The organism is Chryseobacterium mucoviscidosis (assembly GCF_002177115.1).
Lineage (GTDB): Bacteria > Bacteroidota > Bacteroidia > Flavobacteriales > Weeksellaceae > Chryseobacterium > Chryseobacterium mucoviscidosis.
In genome coordinates this window covers 12966-28239 of record NZ_MVAG01000147.1, presented here as the reverse complement: position 1 = coordinate 28239, position 15274 = coordinate 12966, and the positions used below count along the sequence as shown (strand labels likewise).

Here is a 15274-nt window from a genome sequence, read left to right as displayed (position 1 = left end):
GATTATGATATTTTCAAAATATTTATCGATTCATCTGATTTTTTTTCAGCCAGAAAGAAGTCGACTGATACGCTGAAATCGTTGCATCCACCATCTGTTTATTCTGTTCCTTTTCTTTTAAAGGATTTTCATCAAAATAAATATTAAATTCCGGAGCGAGATTGTTTTTCTGCTGAACCAAAGCGTATTGCTTAATTTTTCTTAAAGGAGAAATAACCGTTAAATAATTGTCTTTTACAAATCCTAAATCCTGATACGTTGCTACATAAGCTTTCGGCTGAAATTCTTTGCTGAAAACATCCTGCCCTAAAAATTTCGACGGATAACTGAAATTCAGCAAACCTAGAACAGTCGGCATCACATCGATCTGAGACATGGTTTGGGTAAATTTCTGCGGCAGGATAAATCCTTCCGAGAAAACCATCGCAGGAATTCGGTATTTATCCATCGGAAGTTCTGTATCTCCTGCACTGGAAGCGCAATGATCTGCAATGACCACAAAGACCGTATTTTTATACCAATCCTGTTTTTTAGCCATTTCGAAGAATTTTTTCAAAGCATAATCTGTGTATTTTACACCGCCTTCACGGGATTTTGCATTTCCGGGGATATCAATTTTTCCTTCAGGATAGGTAAAAGGTCTGTGGTTGGAAACCGTCATCCAATGATTGAAGAACGGCTTTCCGGATTTTGCTTCGGCATTCATTGTTTGGATGGCTTTTTTTGCCATGTCTTCATCGGCAACGCCCCAAACGTTTGCAAACGTGATTTCTTCCGGCTTGAAATTATTTCTGTCGACAATGTCATACCCGTTTTCAGCGTAGAAATCCTGCATATTATCGAAATAGCTGTATCCACCGTACAAAAATTTCACCTCATATCCTTTTGATTTGAAAACACTTCCTGTGGTAAATTTATTTTTGTTGTTCTCTCTTTTAATAATGCTTTCTCCAGCTGTAGGCGGAATACAGAGCGTTAATGCTTCCAGACCACGAACGGTTCTGTTTCCGGTAGCGTAAAGATTGGTAAACATTAATGATTTATCGGCTAAACTGTCTAAAAAAGGAGTGATTTTCTGCGTATTTCCATAATGTGCTAAAAAGTCTGCCGATAAACTTTCAATGGAAATTAAAACCACATTTTTTTTGAGTTCCGGTTCTGCAGAAACAATATTTCTTTTAAGGACAGGTGGAGCAAACTGGCTTAAAAAGTTTTTTTCTGCCTGACTCTGATTAATTTCTGGATAAAACTGGAAATAATCCAGCTCGTTGTGGGTAAATGCCCAATAGAATTTAGGAAGACCGTTTGCCTGAATTTCTTCTTCAAAAACGCTGTTTCCTTTCATTTTTGTAGTGAAATTCAATCCAAATAAGCTTACTCCAATCAAAAGAATAAATGATCCCAGTAAAATAAATTTCTGCTTCAGATTCGGAAGATCCAAAAGTTCTTTTTTGGTTTTCTTAAAAATGAAGAATGTAATGGAAAGTGTTACGATAAAAATTGCTGAGAAAAGAGGAACAACAGGATAACTTTCCATGATGTTTCCAATCACTTCATTTGTGTAGATAAGATAATCCACCGCGATGAAATTGTACCTCAATCCGAATTCATTGTAGAAGAAATATTCACTTACTGCATTGAATACGATGAGTAAAACATACAGAAAAAGCGTTATGAAATAGAGTACATTCCGTATTTTTGAACGTTGTTTCGGAAGGAAAAGCATTAATGCGAAGCATATAATTTTTAACCCGATAAAGGCCAGAGCAATTTCTGCAACTGAGCCGCCGTATTGTTTGAAGATATTGTTAGGAATCAGAAGGATGTACAGAAAAAAAAGGACTAAAATTCCCAAAATGATCTGTCCGTAAGGTTTCTGATATTTTGAATTGGATAAAAATAAAAAATAGAGGGCTAAAAAGGTGCTGGCTAAAATAAAAACCAAAGCATCATTGAGAACACCCACCAAAATTATTTTTAAAATTTCAAACACTCCAAAACTGGCTGTGGTAATGGGATGAAAGAAAAATACAATCCTTATGATTAAAGAAATGATAAGGTAAAAGATTCCTAAATAAAGGAATGGTTTTGTTTTCTGAACAAACATTGTTATGATTTGAATATGAATTCTTACAAAAATAAGTATTGAATATTATCTGAACGTATTTTTTTTTAAAATACCACAATAATTAGAAAGTTTATAAATATTTAAAATTATTTTAACAATATAATATTCAGGAGGTAACTGTTCGGGGACAAAAAAAGAACTATTCTTCAATAGTTCTTTCAAATATTTTTTATTTTGAAAATTACGAATTTCCAAATCCGATATTTCCTTTTCTGCCGGAAAGATTCTTTTTAAAATCAATCATTTGCAGAGCCGTAACAGCCGCTTCAACTCCTTTGTTCCCAAGATCGCCGCCGCTTCTCGCAATCGACTGTTCTTTAGTGTCGTCCGTTAAAACACAGAAAATAGTTGGGGTATCTGTCATGATGTTGCAGTCTTTAATTCCCTGTGCAACTGCCGAACAGACATAGTCAAAATGCGGTGTTTCTCCACGGATCACACATCCGATTGCAATTACTGCATCAAAAGTTCGTTCTTTACAAAGCTGCATACTTGCGTAGCTTAACTCAAACGCTCCCGGAACCGGAAAAAGAGAAATTTTTTCAGATTTTACTCCCTCTTTTTGAAGGATTTCCAGAGCTGCATCACGAAGATTGTAGGTTACAAAATCATTCCACTCAGAAAAAACAATGCCGATAGAAAAATCATCGGCATTGGTTATGTTAAGTGGCTTGTAATCAGAAAGATTAACTGTTGCCATTGTTTAGTAATATTTAGTCATTTCAATATAAGAATCAGATATTCCGTTGTCGTAGTCCTGATATTTTTCGTCGATTGTTGCAAAATACTTTTTAGCTTCTGCATTTTTCTTTAATCCTAAAGCTACAATACCTGCTTTTCTTGTAAAATAATACGTTGTGTAAGGATCGTCTGAAGCTGAAGCGGCTTTGTCTAATAACTGAAGGGCTTCATCATTTTTGTTAAGACCGGATTTTGCATCTGCCATTGCTCCGTATTTCATTGCCATCAACGTTTTGTTGTCGGATGAAAAACTGTCTAAAAGATCATAAGCTTCCTGAAATTTTCCTTCTTTGAATTTTATCAATCCAGCGTTGTAAGCAGAAAGCTTGCCTACGTTGGTTGCAGAATATTCGTTATAAGTTCCTAAGAAACCCGGATTTGCAGCAGATTTTCCGCCTAAAGCTTCTTTATCTTTACCGTCAGCAAGATTTTTCTGAGCAGCCAGGAAACTTTTTACAGCTTCTGCATTTTTAGGAGCTACAACAAATTGTTTGTAACCGAAGAAGCCCAGAACTCCCAAAATAAGTAGTCCGAAAACAATTCCCAAAGGTTTTGAATATTTTTCAAGGAACCTTTCTGTGTTTAAAGCCTCTCTGTCAAGATCTTTAAAAAACTCAACAGTTTCTTTACCTTCCTGCTCGTTTGTAATTTTTGCCATAGATTATTAAAAATTGAAATGCAAATTTAATTGTTTCTGAATGATTTACAAAATACTTTGTGTGTATTGTTGATTTTATTTGAATTAATCAAGTAGAATTGTTAATTATGAATCGTGAATTTACTAAAAAGATGCTTCGACAAGCTCAGCATGACATCTCTAATACTATATGTATTGATGTAACGTTAAATTATTAGCGTTGTCATGCTGAGCTTGTCGAAGCATCTATATTTAATTCAGTTTAATATTCTAAAATATGATATACTTCCGCATTAAATTTCTTCAGTTTTTCTTCGCCTTTTAAGTCTTTTAATCCAATTAGGAAACTGAATTGGGAAACGGTTGCGCCTTGTTTTTCAACCAATTTAGCGGCAGCTTCTGTTGTTCCTCCCGTTGCTAAAAGATCATCATGAATCAGGACTCTTTGTCCGGATTTTAACTGTCCTTCTCGGGTTTCGATAACAGCACTTCCGTATTCCAGATCATATTTTTCTGAAATGACTGGTGGCGGAAGTTTTCCTGCTTTTCGGATTAAAATAAAAGGAACTTCTAATGCAACAGCGATGGCAATCCCGAAAAGATAACCTCTGCTTTCAATTCCGCAAACCGCATCAACTTTTCCTTTGCTGAATTGTACCAGATCTGCAATGACCTCTTCATACAGTTTCGGGTTCAGGAAAATAGGAGAGATGTCCTTAAACTGAATTCCCGGAATCGGAAAATCAGGTATATTTTCAATTATTTCTTTCAGTTTCGTAGTGAGCTGCTGCGATGCCATTTTTATGGATTGATTTTGTAGCTGGAAATTTTCCAGTCTCCGTTTACATTTTTAAGTCCGAAAGTTGCTTTCAGTGAAGTTGTTTTTCCACTTTTATCCGTTACATCATACGTTGCACTCACACTTGCAGAAGTTGAATTGGAAGCATTGGTGGTGATGTTTTTTACGCTTACGTTTTTCACAGAACCAAATCCTGAAGTCGGATTTGAGAACGACTCATAACTTCCCCAGTTCGGATTGCTTGCAGAGTTGTACGCAGCTTTTAGGTTTTGAGCGCTTACGTTATTTAAAAATCCTGAAACAGTACTTTTCGGATCTGAAGCTGGCTGTTTTGGTGCTGCAGGAGTTGTAGGTGTGGCTGCATTCGGATCTGTTGTAGAAGGAACTGTTGCATTCGGATTATTAGGATCGATTACAGCGGGATCCTGAATAACTGCTGTTGAATCTACTTTCGGAGCAGCCGGAACTTTCAGTAAAAGAGGATTAACATCTAGTCCTATTTTTGTCATTTTGAAAGTTTTCGCAGTGGTTTTTACAGAAACCGTGATGTCGATTTTATTATCAACAACCTGAGCTGCAGGAATTGAAGAGAATTTTAAATTAAATCCTTTGAAGTTATTATCCTGCATTAAGTTTTTCGCGGTAGAAAGTTTTACGCCATTGCTGAAAACTTCCAGCGTTGCTTCCAGACCTGCTCCTGTAAAAGATACCGGATTTCCGGCATTGTCTACCAATCTCGGAACAATCTGAATTGCTGTTGGAGCTCCGGTTCCGTCATCTCCCGTTGGTCTTGTAGAAATGCTTAACGAGTTTGCTTTTACGTCATTCGGATCGCTTTCTTTAGCTGTTTCGTTTCCAAAGATATTCATTTCTCCTAATGCTCCTAACGAAGGAGGTGCTGTACTTGCCCATTCGATTCCGTTTTTCTGGGCTACCTGATCTGCCATTGCCATGATTTCGGGAACTTTTTTTCCATCAATCATTTGTCCTAAGGCTTTCAGTTCAGCAAAATCACCATCTGCGTCTACTCCGAAAGTTTTCAGGATGTAGAGTGCCTCGTTAAATTTAATCTGTTTAATGGTAGGTAAACTTGCCGTCATATCATTGATACTCGACTGCAAAGTTTTAGTATTGGTAGCATCTACATGATCTTGCTTGCATGCTGTGAAAAGCAACATGCTGAAAATTAGTAGAAAAGACAACTTTTTCATTTTTTTTCGGTTTACCACAAAAATAATAAAACCTTTATTAATAGAGTGTTTTATTTTTTATTTTGTTGTTCTTTCAACTGATCTTTGAAAAATGAGCTGAAAACGGTCTGCATATTCGGAAAAGATGAATCTTCCCAGTATTTTGTTGTATAGCTGCTTTTATTGGTATTCAGATTTACACTTTCGATATCATTATCGTCTCTGAATTCTATTTCTGCGGGATAAAAATTGCTGTAGTAAATCAACTGATTGTAGTCTGGTTCACTTTTGTGTTTTAATTTGATAAATCGAATGTCGTTAAATTCCAGAAGCTCTCTTAAGGTCTTATTGCTTTCTTTCTCGTAAGAAGCATTTGAGATAACTTTTACATCGTAAAAACGGTATCCTAAAAAATTTACTTCTTTTTCCTGTAAAGCACTGTGAGCAATTTCGATCTGATCTTTTCGGTCTCCTTTCAGCTCTTTAATGACGGCGTTCTTTTTTTTGTATTCCTGAATATTTCCGACATCTTTCATTTCAGGAACATTCATCATTTTACCATAATCGAAGGAAGCTGTCAGTTTTTTATCAACATTTTTATCTTCAATCCTGAATGCTCTGTATTGTTCTACATTGGCACTTTTCAGTTTTTTTGTTTTATTATCAAAAATGTAAGTAATGATTCCGTCTGTGTAGCAGTTTAGTTTATTGTTTACAGTAACGTAAGTGTTAAAATTTCCTTTTACAAAAATATATTTTGCGGGTTTGTTATTTTTTATGACAACACGTTCGATATCTTTTACCCTGTCATCCACTTTAATAGTTTCCTTGTCGAAATCCGCATAGGACAAAGTAGCAACAGACATATTATCGTAGATGAGCTGAAACTTTTCCTGATCCGGTTTTATGGACTGCCTGTCGATTTTTCCGTCGATATCCGAATAAGCTAAAATGCTCCCGTCTTTCCCAAACACAGAAACCTTAGGAAGGGGCTTATTGGTTTTTTCTGAAACGAAAGTGATACTTTGTGCATTGATGAAGTTTACGAGGATTGTTAAAAATAATAACAGGAGATTTTTTTTCATGATTGATACAATTAATGTTTTTTTAAGTTTAAATCATTCTTTGATTATATGGCAACGAAAACTTAAAAAGGTTGCATTGTTTTTTTATTTCTGCACAAAAAAGCAAAAAAAGACTGATCATTACAATCAGTCTTTTTTGTTTTTATCTTGTTACAAATTCCTTAGAAAGGATATTCATAAATTTCAGATTCGTGAAGGTAAGGGTTACCTGTAGGGATCAGTTTAAGTTTAGATAATGCTGAAAGCACTGTGAACATAAATAATCCAACTACGAATAAGATTGCTCCTAAGATTAAGATAAATACTTCAGGAGTTTTCCAATATGGTCCTACTGTTCCCGGCATTACCATGTTGAAGTAATCTAAGATGTGACCACAAATTACGACTACTGCCATTGTTGTAACCACTTTGTAGTTTCTCTTGATGCTGCTGCTTACTAATACTAATAACGGTAATAAGAAGTTTACAATAAGCATTGGCAAGAAAGTAGGAGAGTAGTGCTGGAATCGTCCGAAGAAATAATTAACCTCTTCCGGAATGTTTGCGTACCAGTATAACATGAACTGTGCAAACCATGTATATGTCCAAAGCATACTTGTTGCAAATAGGAATACTCCTAAATCGTGTAAGTGGTTATCATTGAACTGTGGAAGGAATCCGTTTTTCTTTAAATAAACACTTAAAAGAATAATTACCGCAATACCACTTGAAAGGCAGCTTACCATTGAATACCAGATATACATGGTAGAATACCAGTGAGGATCAATAGACATCAACCAGTCCCAAGCCCAAGCTGCAGAAGCAAAACCGAAGAATGCGATATATCCTACTGCCCATCTGTAAAGCATTTGATATTCTACTCTTGATTTTGTTTCGTCTACTTTTTTAGACTGAGCTTTCAGTTTCCAAGCGAAGAAAGAAGCACCTAATACATAGATGAAAGTTCTTACTGCATAGAAAGGGATATTTAAGAAAATTCTTTTTTCAAATAAGATCACATCGAAATGAGCAGAATTTGGGTCTGTTAATTCCGGATCCATCCAATGGAAAAGGTGACCTTGGTGTGTGATGTTTAAAATCATTAGAATGATTAGAATAGCACCACCGTAAGGAATATAAGAAGCAATAGCTTCCATTACTCTTGTAATGATAATTGGCCAACCTGCGTGTGCAGCGTGCTGAATAGAATAGAAGAATAATACGCAGCAGCTTACTCCAAAGAAAAATACAGCTACAAAATGTATTGCCGCTAAAGGCTGGTTGTGAACCTGAAGAGTAGCATGCTCAAGGTGAGCTGCGTGATCCTGAGGTCCTACCATTTCACTAGAATGTGTAGGAGCCGTATGACCAGAAGCATGAACCGCCTCCATCATATGTTCTATTTTTTCAGTAGTAATTCCTTTATTCATAAAGAAACCAACAGCAAAAAGAACTAAACCTACAACAAGAAGGATTATAGAAGTTGATTTTAATTTTGGTGAAAAACTATACATTTCTTTTCTTATTTTTTAGTTTCGGTAGTCATCGTTTCAGATTTCGCAGGGGCAGCCGCTGTAGTAGCTGTTGCTGTAGCCGCCGCAGGTGCTGCAGCTCCTTTTTTGAAAGCATCCATTACATACATGGCAACTCTCCATCTGTCTCCAGCGCTAAGTTGTCCTGCATAAGATCCCATTGCGTTTCTACCGTTGGTTATTACATAATGAACAGATCCTACAGTAATATCTCTGTCTGCATAGTTTGGTACACCAGAGAATGCTCCGGACTGAACGATTGGCCCTTGTCCGTCTCCTCCTACACCGTGACAAGCTGAACAGGTTTTCTCGAAAAGGCTTTTTCCTCTTTCAAGATCTTTTGCAGCGTTTGCTGGGTTTAAAGGAGATCCTGTTACTGTTTTTGAAGCATCATAACCAGCATTGTATTCATCCGGTGTTTTTGGAAGTAATCCTTCTTCGAAAACACCATCTTTATTTTGAGCTACGGATCCTTCTACAGGAGAAAGACCTGTTGCAAAATTATTTTTAACAAAAGCAGGAATTTCATTTTCATGATCTGAATAAGCATCCTGAGCTTTCATCAATGGATCGTATGCTACCGGAAAATACATATCCGGGAAATAGACCAGCGGAGTGTTCTCTTTTGGTCCGCAAGAGTTAAGTAAAACTGTTGTTAAACCTAAAACTGCTGTAATTTTTAATACATTCTTTTTCATTTTAAGCATCTTTAACAGTTATTTCTTCAACTCCAGTTTCAATAAGCAACTGCTTTACAGATTCTACATCTTCAGTTACAAATTCCATTAAGAATTTATCATCCGTTGTTCTTGGATCCGGGTTTTGTGCAGGAGCTCCGGGATACATTTTGTTTCTTACCAAGAAAGTTAATGACATCATGTGTGCTGCGCAGAATACCATAAGTTCGAACATAGGTACTACGAAAGCCGGCATATTGTGAGCCCAGTCGAAAGCTGGTTTACCCCCAATGTTCTGAGGCCAGTCGTGGTTCATTACATACCATGTAAGAGTAGCACCGATCGTAACTCCATAACAAGCGTAGATAAAAGCGGCATCAGAAATTCTTGTTTTCTTTAACCCTAAAGCTTTATCTAGTCCGTGAACCGGAAACGGAGTATACACTTCGTTTATTTTGATTCCTTTATCGTTGAATGCTTTAACGCCGTTCATTAAATCGTCGTCGTCCGCATAAAGTCCGTATACAATTTTAGTGGTGCTCATCTCCTTCTTTTGCTTTATAAGTTTCACCTGAGATTTTCAAAATCGATTTTAATTCAGCCTGTGCAATTACAGGGAATGTTCTTGCGTATAATAAGAATAATACAGAGAAGAATCCGATTGTTCCTAAATATACTCCCACATCAATGATTGTTGGCTTAAACATCGTCCAGGAACCAGGCAAGTAATCTCTTGAAAGGTTGATAACGATAATGTCGAAACGCTCAAACCACATACCGATGTTGATAATTAATGCAACGATGAATGTCCAGATAATGTTCGTTCTTAGTCTCTTGAACCAGAAAGAAGCAGGAACAACAAGGTTACAGATAATTAGTGACCAGAAAGCCCACCAGTAAGGTCCAACAGCAGCACCAGGAGAAAGATATGTGAAATCTTCAAATCTTGATCCGGAATACCATCCGATGAAATATTCGGTGGCGTAAGCTACAGTTACCATACCACCTGTTAAGATGATTACGATGTTCATAATTTCGATATGATACATAGTGATGTAATCTTCAAGGTGACATACTTTTCTTGCAACTAACAATAACGTCTGTACCATTGCGAATCCTGAGAAGATCGCACCGGCAACGAAGTAAGGAGGGTAAATTGTGGAGTGCCATCCTTTAATAACCGAAGTTGCGAAGTCAAAAGATACGGTAGTGTGTACAGAGAATACAAGCGGAGTTGCTAAACCTGCAAGAACCAAAGATAGTTCTTCGAATCTTTGCCAGTGTTTTGCTTTACCACCCCAACCGAATGCAAGGAAAGTATAAATTTTCTTAGTCCAAGGTGTCTTCGCTCTGTCTCTGATCATTGCAAAGTCAGGGATCAATCCCATGAACCAGAATACTGTTGATACCGAGAAATACGTAGAGATCGCAAATACGTCCCAAAGTAGAGGAGAGTTGAAGTTCCCCCAAAGAGAACCGAATTGGTTTGGTAAAGGGAATACCCAATATCCTACCCAAACTCTACCCATGTGGATAACCGGGAAGATTGCCGCCTGTACAACCGCAAAGATCGTCATCGCCTCTGCAGATCTGTTTACAGACATTCTCCATCTCTGTCTAAATAATAATAATACCGCTGAGATTAGGGTTCCGGCGTGACCGATACCAACCCACCATACGAAGTTAGTAATATCCCATCCCCAGTTAATAGTTCTGTTTAGTCCCCATGCTCCAATACCTGTTCCGATAGTGTAAGCGATACATCCGAATCCATAGATGAATAGAACTAAGGCTGCATATAATGAAATCCACCATAATTTACCTGCTCTTTCTTCGATAGGTCGTGCAATATCTTCCGTGATATCGTGATAAGTTTTGTGACCAATAATTAGAGGTTCCCTTATCGGAGCTTCGTAATGTCCTGACATTTTTTACCTATTTATTATTTAAACTTTATTTTTCTACTCTGTTTCTTACTTTAGTGTGATAGAACACATTTGGTTTTGTTCCGATCTCCTCTAGTAAATAATATCTTCTGTTTGAAGCATACTGCTTTCTCACTTCAGATTCTTTGTCATTCATATCTCCGAACTTGATTGAACCTGTAGAACAAGCTTTAGAACAAGCTGTCTGGAACTCTCCGTCCTTCACGATTCTATTCTCTTTTTTAGCTTCAAGAATAGTAGTCTGAGTCATTTGGATACACATAGAACATTTCTCCATAACCCCTCTCGTTCTTACCACAACATCAGGGTTCAGAACCATTCTTCCAAGATCGTTATTCATGTTGAAATCGAACTTGTCATTCAGGTTATAAGTAAACCAGTTGAAACGTCTTACTTTATAAGGACAGTTGTTTGCACAATATCTTGTACCGATACATCTGTTATAAGCCATGTGGTTTTGTCCCTGCTTACCGTGTGAAGTTGCCGCTACCGGACATACTGTTTCACAAGGTGCGTGGTTACAGTGCTGACACATTACCGGCTGGAAGATTACATCCGGATTGTCAGCCGGGTGATTCAATGCACCACCTTCTTTGTTGAAAGCTGTTCCGTATAATTCAGGAACTGCCATTCCTTCTTTTAATCCTTCATAAACTTCTACCTTCTGTCTTGATGAATAGTAACGGTCAATTCTTAACCAGTACATATCTCTCGACATTCTCATTTCTTCTTTTCCTACAACAGGAACGTTGTTTTCTGCCTGACAAGCAATGATACATGCTCCACAACCAGTACAAGAGTTCAGGTCAATCGATAAGTTGAAGTGAGGACCATCGGTGTCATCAAAAGCATCCCAAAGGTCAATTTTTCTTGCTGGAAGAGCTCCGCTAATGGTGTGATACTCCAAAGGTTTGTTCCATCCGTCGTGTTCATCATCAAAAGCTACGTTTAAGAAATCAGCCAAAGGTACTTCTTTAGCAATTTCGTAACGTCCCATTAATGTATTCTGAAGCTGGATACCTGCGAATTCGTGATCTTCTCCTGTTTTTTCGATTTTAACATTAGAAACAACTAAGTTAGAACCATCGAATAAAGGATAAGCATTTACACCGGTATCTGCTGTCGCTCCTGAGTTTTTCTTACCGTATCCAAGCGCAAGACCTACTGATCCGTCTGCCTGTCCCGGTTGTACGAATACAGGAACATCTTTTATTGTTACTCCGTTTACAGTAAGGTTTACAAGAGAACCGTCTAACTGCATTCTCGCGTTAAGATCGTTATCAATACCCAATCTTTCTGCGTCTTTCGGAGACATTGTTAAGTAGTTATCCCAAGACATTCTTGTGATTGGATCCGGTAATTCCTGCAACCAAGGGTTGTTTGCCTGAGTTCCGTCTCCCATTGCTGTCTTCGTATACAATACCAATTCTAAATCTGAAGATTTGAAACCACCTAATTCAGCAACAGCCTGTGCACCGTTTCCTCCTGCGTACGATAATGTTGTCGCATTTGAGGAAGCATTGATACCGTTATATAAAGCTTTGTTGAAAGAAGTTGCTCCTAAGATAGAAGTAGCATTTGCTTTTAAATAATCATAATAATTATTAGCAGCATTGTTTTTACCGTTTTTCCAAACCAATAAAGATTCTTCAATCTGTCTTGATTTGTAGATTTTCTGGATCGTAGGCTGCATTAATGAATATACTCCTGTCTGTGGTTCGATATCTCCCCAAGATTCCAGCCAGTTGGCTACAGGAATTACAGCTTTCGCTGCTTTGTACATTTCATTTTTCTTATCTGCAACAGCGATTACATAAGGAACTTTAGATAACGATTTTTTGAAATCTTCTCCTTTGTGGTAAGAGTAAATAGGATCTACATTGTTAGCGATCAATACACCAACCTGTCCACCGTTTACCCATCCAAGGAATTCCTCGAATCTTGCTTTGTCAAAATCTTTTAAGAAGTTTGCTTTCCCTGTGAAAGCTACTGATCCTAATTTTTGGTTAATTAAGTGAGCTAAAACCTGAGCTCCTTTAGAACCATCAGCGAAAACAACTGCTTTGCTTCCTTTTGCCAATAATTCTTTTGCAATTTCAGATGCAGCTTTGTCAGAAGTACCACCACCAACGATTGCGTTGTAAACTTCAACTAACGTTTTGTTTACCTGGCTTGGTTTCAGTCTGATTCTTGAATCTGCGTTTGCTCCTGTTAAAGACATATTGGATTCAACCTGAACGTGTCTCAACATATTTTTTCCCGGAGTTCTTGCCACTGCATAAGAAGACTCTAAGCCTCCCGCGTTGTAGTCTCCTAAGAAGTCAGCCTGGAATGCAACCACCAATTCAGTTCCTTTAAGATCATAAACAGGCAATGCTCTTGTTCCGAAAACTTCCTGAGCTGCGTCTAATGCTGCAGCATAAGGATAAGCATCATAGGTTACTAATTCTGCTGTAGGATATTTAGCTTTAAATTCAGTAAATAATTTTTTGAAAGTAGGGGATGCAAAAGAATGAGATAGTAAAACAATTCTTTTACCTGCTGCTTTAGCCTCATCCAGTCCTTTGATAACGAAGCTGTCTACTTTGTCGAAAGTTTCGTCTTTCCCTTCAAACTTAGGCTGCTTTACTTTATCATTATCATAAAGAGAAAGTACACTTGCCTGAGCTCTTGCATTCGTTTTACCTAAGTCTCCTGCTGCCGGGTTTGGTTCAATTTTGATAGGTCTTCCTTCTCTCGTTTTTACCAATACGCTTGCGAAATCGAAACCGTCGAAATACGTTGAAGCGTAATAGTTAGGAATCCCCGGAATGATTTCATGCGGCTTTACCACATAAGGAATCGTTTTGATTACCGGAGCTTCACAGGCAGCTAATGTTACCGCTGCAGTAGAGAAACCTAATAGTTTTAAGAAATCTCTTCTTGAAGTAGCAGAACCGTTCTTTTCCGCATCATCAAGGAAATCTTCTACCGGAATTTCTTCCTGGAACTCTTTCTGAGCCAGCTTATTGTTTAAAGCCGGATCTTTAAGTTCGTGAATACTTCTGAATTGTATTTTGTTTGAAGCCATTTGATACTTCTAATTTTTAGTTATTAATAATGACATTTACCACACTCAAGACCTCCAATAGCATCTACCGTAATCTTACCACCATCTTTAGGGTACTGTTTTTTCAACTTGTCGTGTAGATTTTTGAAGTATTCTTTATTATAACCGTTGTTCATGTCAACTTCTGTAGTTCTGTGACACTCGATACACCATCCCATTGTAAAGTCGTTAGCCATCTGAACAACATTCATTGTATCGATTTTTCCGTGACAAGCTTTACATACAACATCAATTTTGTTGTTAGGGTTCTTTTTGTTGAAAGAATTGATGATCGCCTGCTCACCTGCTACTACGTGCTGTGCGTGGTTAAAGTATACGAAGTCTGGCATGTTGTGGATTCTTGTCCATTCAACCGGCTGAGTTTTTCCTGTGTACTGTTGTTTTTCAGGATCCCAACCTGTAGCGGCATAGATTTTCTTGATCTCTCCATCATAGAAAGCCTTATCTTTTCCTGGCTCCATGTAGTGATCTGCGTTGTATTCAGAAATTGTTCTGTGGCAGTTCATACAAACGTTCATAGAAGGGATTTCAGATACTTTACCGTATTTGGCACTGGAGTGACACAACTGACAGTCGATTTTCTGTTCTCCAGCGTGAATTTTGTGGGAGAAATAAATAGGCTGTTCCGGCTTATATCCTTTGTAAACACCGATCCACATGATCCAGTTCCAGATTCCGTAAGTTGCCAGAAGCGCAAGGATTGCGATTAATCCTTTTCCTACATAGTGATATTTTGCATAGATTTCGCTGAAAGATTTTACCCTTGTTTCGTTAAGACCGGCTAAGTCCTCAGACTGCCCCAGTTTTACCAACTGTCTTAATTTTACCAAGATCCAAACCAATAGCGCCGCGATTGCTAAAAGTGAAATGATTACTACGCTTGTTGTAGTGTTGTTTGCCGGAGCAGCCTGATCAGTTGTTGCTGCTGTTGCTTTTGCATCATCCTTTTTAGGCTCTTCAGCCGGAGGATTTGAGGTGTATGCCAAGATATCGTTGATATCTTTTTCTGAAAGTTTCCCTTCAAAAACCTGCATTGCCGCTTTTCCGTTGGCTTCGTATACTTCATTAGCATACTTGTCTCCGGAAGCTCTAAGTTTTTCATTGTTGGTTATCCATTTTTGAAACCAGTCAATGTCTAGATTTTGATCTTTTTTCAGTCTTTCAACTACTCCTCCAAGAGCAGGACCTACAAGTTTCTTGTCTAGTGCGTGACATGCAGTACAATTCGCTTTGAAAAGCTTCTCACCATTCTTAGGATCGCCGTCCTGCCCGTAAATTGAAGCACTGGTCGATAGCAATAAGCCTATTGCGATCAACGTCTGTCTATAATGCTTTCTCCAACTAATCATTTAAATTATCTTATGTTAGTAAATATTGAACATTCAATCAATCCCGCAAAAATAATATTTTTAACAGGAATTTAACGGTATATGGAAAGGGGAAAATGTCAT

At 37.7% G+C, this 15274-nt stretch carries 12 protein-coding genes; all 12 read right to left on the bottom strand.

The window, feature by feature from the left end; genetic code table 11:
• Positions 1-22 precede the first annotated feature (22 nt).
• The 12 genes from B0E34_RS17955 to B0E34_RS17900 all read right to left on the bottom strand — a co-directional run bounded on the left by B0E34_RS17955 (position 23) and on the right by B0E34_RS17900 (position 15172).
• The gene (locus B0E34_RS17955; RefSeq protein WP_087711751.1) at positions 23-2107 is read right to left on the bottom strand and encodes an LTA synthase family protein; all 2085 of its coding nucleotides are present in this window, start codon (positions 2105-2107) and stop codon (positions 23-25) included.
• A 202-nt stretch (positions 2108-2309) separates the two neighbouring features.
• Entirely contained in the window at positions 2310-2828 is a 519-nt protein-coding gene (gene ribH, locus B0E34_RS17950) for a 6,7-dimethyl-8-ribityllumazine synthase (RefSeq protein WP_087711749.1), read from the bottom strand.
• Positions 2829-2831: 3 nt separating this feature from the next.
• On the bottom strand, positions 2832-3527 hold the full coding sequence (locus tag B0E34_RS17945; RefSeq protein ID WP_087711747.1) for a YfgM family protein: 696 nt from the start codon (positions 3525-3527) through the stop codon (positions 2832-2834).
• Between the two features lie 241 nt (positions 3528-3768).
• The gene (locus tag B0E34_RS17940) at positions 3769-4305 is read right to left on the bottom strand and encodes an adenine phosphoribosyltransferase (RefSeq protein ID WP_087711746.1); all 537 of its coding nucleotides are present in this window, start codon (positions 4303-4305) and stop codon (positions 3769-3771) included.
• Positions 4306-4307: 2 nt separating this feature from the next.
• Positions 4308-5516 (bottom strand): hypothetical protein, encoded by a 1209-nt coding sequence (locus B0E34_RS17935; RefSeq protein ID WP_087711744.1) that lies wholly within the window; start codon positions 5514-5516, stop codon positions 4308-4310.
• 50 nt (positions 5517-5566) lie between these two features.
• On the bottom strand, positions 5567-6580 hold the full coding sequence (locus tag B0E34_RS17930) for a hypothetical protein (RefSeq protein ID WP_087711742.1): 1014 nt from the start codon (positions 6578-6580) through the stop codon (positions 5567-5569).
• A gap of 161 nt (positions 6581-6741) precedes the next feature.
• On the bottom strand, positions 6742-8073 hold the full coding sequence (locus B0E34_RS17925) for a quinol:cytochrome C oxidoreductase (RefSeq protein WP_076393902.1): 1332 nt from the start codon (positions 8071-8073) through the stop codon (positions 6742-6744).
• 8 nt (positions 8074-8081) lie between these two features.
• Positions 8082-8798 carry a c-type cytochrome gene (locus tag B0E34_RS17920; RefSeq protein ID WP_076393900.1) on the bottom strand — a complete coding sequence of 239 codons (717 nt, stop codon included), beginning with the start codon at positions 8796-8798 and terminating at the stop codon, positions 8082-8084.
• Entirely contained in the window at positions 8791-9312 is a 522-nt protein-coding gene (locus tag B0E34_RS17915; RefSeq protein WP_076393898.1) for a DUF3341 domain-containing protein, read from the bottom strand. Before B0E34_RS17915 ends, B0E34_RS17920 begins: the two co-directional genes overlap by 8 nt.
• Complete coding sequence (nrfD, locus tag B0E34_RS17910; protein WP_027381049.1) at positions 9299-10696, bottom strand: NrfD/PsrC family molybdoenzyme membrane anchor subunit; 1398 nt, start codon at positions 10694-10696, stop codon at positions 9299-9301. Before nrfD ends, B0E34_RS17915 begins: the two co-directional genes overlap by 14 nt.
• 25 nt (positions 10697-10721) lie before the next feature.
• On the bottom strand, positions 10722-13784 hold the full coding sequence (locus B0E34_RS17905) for a TAT-variant-translocated molybdopterin oxidoreductase (protein ID WP_087711740.1): 3063 nt from the start codon (positions 13782-13784) through the stop codon (positions 10722-10724).
• A 23-nt stretch (positions 13785-13807) separates the two neighbouring features.
• Positions 13808-15172, bottom strand: coding sequence for a c-type cytochrome (locus tag B0E34_RS17900; RefSeq protein WP_076393894.1), 1365 nt, complete (start codon positions 15170-15172; stop codon positions 13808-13810).
• Positions 15173-15274: the final 102 nt, after the last annotated feature.